The 4,164-nt window shown below is 38.9% G+C and carries 3 protein-coding genes; all 3 read left to right on the top strand.

Annotated features, from left to right (window positions below; translation table 11 throughout):
- Positions 1 to 1,539: gliding motility-associated C-terminal domain-containing protein (locus DNC80_RS12965; RefSeq protein WP_182651592.1), on the top strand; the 1,539-nt coding region annotated here is incomplete at its 5' end.
- Between the two features lie 39 nt (positions 1,540 to 1,578).
- Complete coding sequence (locus tag DNC80_RS12960; RefSeq protein WP_182651591.1) at positions 1,579 to 2,508, top strand: type IX secretion system membrane protein PorP/SprF; 930 nt, start codon at positions 1,579 to 1,581, stop codon at positions 2,506 to 2,508.
- Between the two features lie 14 nt (positions 2,509 to 2,522).
- The coding region (locus DNC80_RS12955; RefSeq protein WP_182651590.1) for a PD40 domain-containing protein at positions 2,523 to 4,164 on the top strand (1,642 nt) is incomplete at its 3' end.

The following is a 4,164-nucleotide window of genomic DNA, read 5'->3' as shown; positions in this document are numbered from 1 at the left end:
CAAGCTACTGTAACAATTGTAGTTGCCAATCCAATCGTTGCTAATGATGACGCACCAATAGCAGTAACTGCAGGGGAAACGACACCAAATATAGTAGCCAATGATACTTTAGATGGCGTATTAAACCCAACTATTGGCACTAATCCAGGAAATGTAACCTTAAGTGGTATCACTGTTCCAGCAGGCTTGACTTTGAATGCAGATGGAACGATAACGGTAAACGCGAACACACCATCAGGAACGTATACAGTAGAATATGAAATCTGTGAAGTAGGAGCAACACCATCAAATTGTTCACGAGCTATAGCAACAGTAGTTGTAGCGAACCCAATTGTGGCTAATAACAATACATTCCCATCTACAGGAGGCAATGTAACAGGGAACGATACGTTAAACGGAGTACCTGTAACTACAGCTAATACTGATGTAACTCCAGTAACAAATGGACCATTGAGTATAGATGCAAATGGTAATTTAACAGTAGCACCAAATACCCCAAGTGGCACCTACACGATAACATATCAAATATGTGAAGTAGGCGCAACACCAGCAAATTGTACTACAGCTACCGCAACGGTGGTGGTAAACAATGTTATTGTAGCCAACAATGATACACTACCAGCCACAGGAGGAAATGTTCTAGCAAATGATACCATTAACGGAGTACCGGTTACAGCTGCCAATACTGATGTGACGCCAGTAACAAGTGGACCATTGAGTATAGATGCAAATGGAAACTTAACTGTAGCACCAAATACAATAGCAGGAACGTATACCATTACGTATCAAGTATGTGAAACAGGTTCTAATCCGTTGAGTTGTACAACAGCCACAGTTACAGTTGTTATTGCAGAAACACCAATGATTGCCATTGTCAAAACAGCCGTATTCAATGACGAAAATGGAGATGGTTTTGCACAAGCAGGAGAAACTATTACCTACAGTTTTGCGGTAAGCAATACAGGAAACACGCCATTAAACAATGTAACAGTAACCGATGTTTTACCAGGTTTGATACTATCGGGTAATAGCATATCTTTATTGCCAGTAGGAGCGACAAACAATACAGCCTATCAAGGAGTGTATCGCTTGAAACAATCCGACATCAATTTAGGAAGCGTAACCAACCAAGCAACGGCAACAGGAGTTACCCCTCTAGGAGTTGTAGTAAGTGATTTATCAGATGATTCTAGCGCTTTAAGTGATAGACCAACTGTACTTGCTATTCAAGGATGCGTGATCGAAGTGTTTAATGCAGTAGCGCCAAATGGAAATGGAGACAACAAAGTGTTCCGCATCAGAGGACTTGAATGTTACAGCGACAATACGGTAGAGATATACAACCGTTGGGGAGTTTTAGTATTTGAAAGAACAGGATACAACAATGATGATAGAGCTTTTAGAGGTGTTTCAGAAGGAAGAGTCACTATCAAACAATCCGAAGAGTTACCAGAGGGAACGTATTATTATATCTTGAGATATAAAGATAGTGCTGCCACTAGTTTCGAGAAAGCAGGATACTTATATATTAACCGATAATTGATAAATAAAGCTCATAAGTTTAAAAATGGAAGCAATATGAAGACAAAATTAGTAGTAGTAATGGTACTCTTACTCTCGGGTATAGTAAATGCCCAGCAAGATGCTCAGTTTACACAGTACATGTACAATTCGATTAATATAAATCCAGCCTATGCAGGTTCGCGCCAATCGATGAACATTTTTGCCTTACACCGCACCCAGTGGGTAGGGCTTGATGGAGCACCTGTAACCAATACCGCCTCTATTAACACACCTATCAATGATACTAAAGTAGGTTTAGGAGTATCAATCATAAATGACAGGATAGGGCCATCGGATGAGAGTAATCTAGCAGTTGATTTTTCATACTATATCAATACCTCAGAAGACTTCAAACTCTCCTTTGGATTGAAAGCATCAGCAAATCTATTGAATGTCAATTTTGATAAATTGAATCAGTATGACCCTAATGATTATAGTTTTGAGAACAACATAGACAATAAGTTTTCACCCAATATAGGAGTGGGACTTTATTGGTACTCTGATAAAAGCTACATCGGGCTCTCTGTGCCTAATTTACTTGAGACCCAGCATTTTGATAAATATGCAGGAGTAGGAGCCAATTCCTATATTGCACGAGAACGCGTAAACTATTACTTAACAGCAGGTCACGTATTTGATTTAGATTATAATTTAAAATTCAAACCAGCCATGATGACCAAGCTGGTTCAAGGTGCGCCACTACAGGTAGATTTATCGGCTAACTTCTTGTTTAATGACAAGTTTACAGTGGGAGCTGCCTACCGCTGGAGTGCTGCATTGAGTGCAATGGTCGGCTTTCAAGTTTCTGATTCGTGGTTTATTGGGTACGCATACGATATGGAAACCACGCGATTGGCTAATTACAATTCAGGATCACACGAAATATTTCTTCGATATGAAATATTCAACAGATACAACAGAATTACATCACCTAGATTCTTTTAATTTAATATAACGTTATGAAATTAAGCGCCAAACATTTCGGATGCTGTGTAGTTTTTTTAGTATCAACAGTAATTGGGTATGCACAAAAAAAAGGAGTAGCAATTGCAGATAAAAACTTCGATAATTATTCTTACGTTGATGCTATAGCGACCTATGAGAAAGTAGCAGAGAAAGGATATAAAGACGAGAAAATGTTTCAAAAATTAGGAGATTCCTATTTCTTTATAGCCGATTTGATCAAGGCAGAGAAATGGTATTCCGCTCTTTTTGAGATGAACCCAGTTCAAGAGCCAGAGTACTGCTACAGGTATTCCCAATCATTAAAAGCCGTAGGCAACTATGCTAAGGCCGATAAAATGCTAGAGCAATTCATTGCAAAATCAGCCACAGACCAGCGCGGGAAACTCTTTGCGAGTCAGCGTGATTACTTGAATGACATCAAGGAAAACTCAGGTAAATATGAAATTTTTGATGCCGGGATTAACTCCCCTTACTCTGATTACGGTAGTGCTTATTACAACAATACCTTACTTTTTGCCTCAGCACGAGATACAGGAGGAGTAGCAAAGAAAGTATTCAAGTGGAACAATGAATCTTTCACCAACTTGTACAGTTCTCAGATCAGTACAGATGGAAGCGTGGGCAAGCCAGAGGTATTCAATAAAAACATCAACAGTAGGTTTCATGAGTCAACTCCCGTTTTTACCAAGGATGGCCAAACGATGTACTTCACGCGTAATAATTATCTCAACGGGAAAAAGCAAAAAGACAGCAGACGAGTTATATTATTAAAACTCTACAAGGCCACAAACGAAAATGGAAAATGGGTCAATGTACAAGAACTACCTTTTAACAGTAACGAATATAGTGTAGCGCATCCAGCGCTGAGTGTAGACGAGAAAACCTTGTATTTTGCATCAGACATGCCCGGCACTAAGGGCTTATCAGATCTTTTTAAAGTAAGCATCAATGCTAATGATACTTACGGGACACCAGAGAATCTAGGATTGCCTATTAATACAGAGTCAAGAGAAACCTTTCCGTATATTTCACCAGATAACAAGATGTATTTTGCCAGTGATGGACACCCTGGACTTGGAGGTTTAGACGTGTTTGTTATGGATTTATCCTCAAAAACTCCAGGCAGTACCATTGAAAACTTAGGGACACCTATAAACAGTACCCAAGACGACTTTTCATTTGTGATAGATGCAGAGAATAAAAAAGGCTTTGTGACTTCCAATAGAGAGGGAGGATTAGGATCTGATGACATTTATAGATTCAATAAATTTCCTGTTCCTGTTTGTAATCAAGCACTTCAAGGAGTTATCAAGGATCAAGATACAGGTTTAGTCTTGTCCAATGCTAAGGTAAGTTTGTTTGATTCCAATTTCAATTTGATCCAAGAAATTACCACTCCATTATCAGGAGCCTACAGCTTTGAGGTGCAATGTGGTAAGGCGTATTATTTACGTGGAGAAAAGCCAGAGTATGAAACCAAAGAGAATAAGATTGTAATAGCAAAAGTATCTGGAGTAACACAAGGACCATTGGCCTTAGAGCCAAGAAAAAAAGCTATTAATGTAGGTACAGATTTAGCTAAGACCTTGGATATTACGATTTTGTATTTTGATTTAGACAAGTCAGTTATACGTA

Source organism: Flavobacterium sp. SOK18b (assembly GCF_014156605.1).
GTDB lineage: Bacteria > Bacteroidota > Bacteroidia > Flavobacteriales > Flavobacteriaceae > Flavobacterium > Flavobacterium tiangeerense.
Note: the sequence above shows the minus strand (reverse complement) of the source record. Positions and strands in the feature narration are given on the sequence as shown.

Bases quoted from the DNA above. Each gene is read 5' to 3' on its own strand.
- DNC80_RS12960 (WP_182651591.1), top strand. From the start codon at position 1,579: ATGAAGACAAAATTAGTAGTAGTAATGGTACTCTTACTCTCGGGTATA.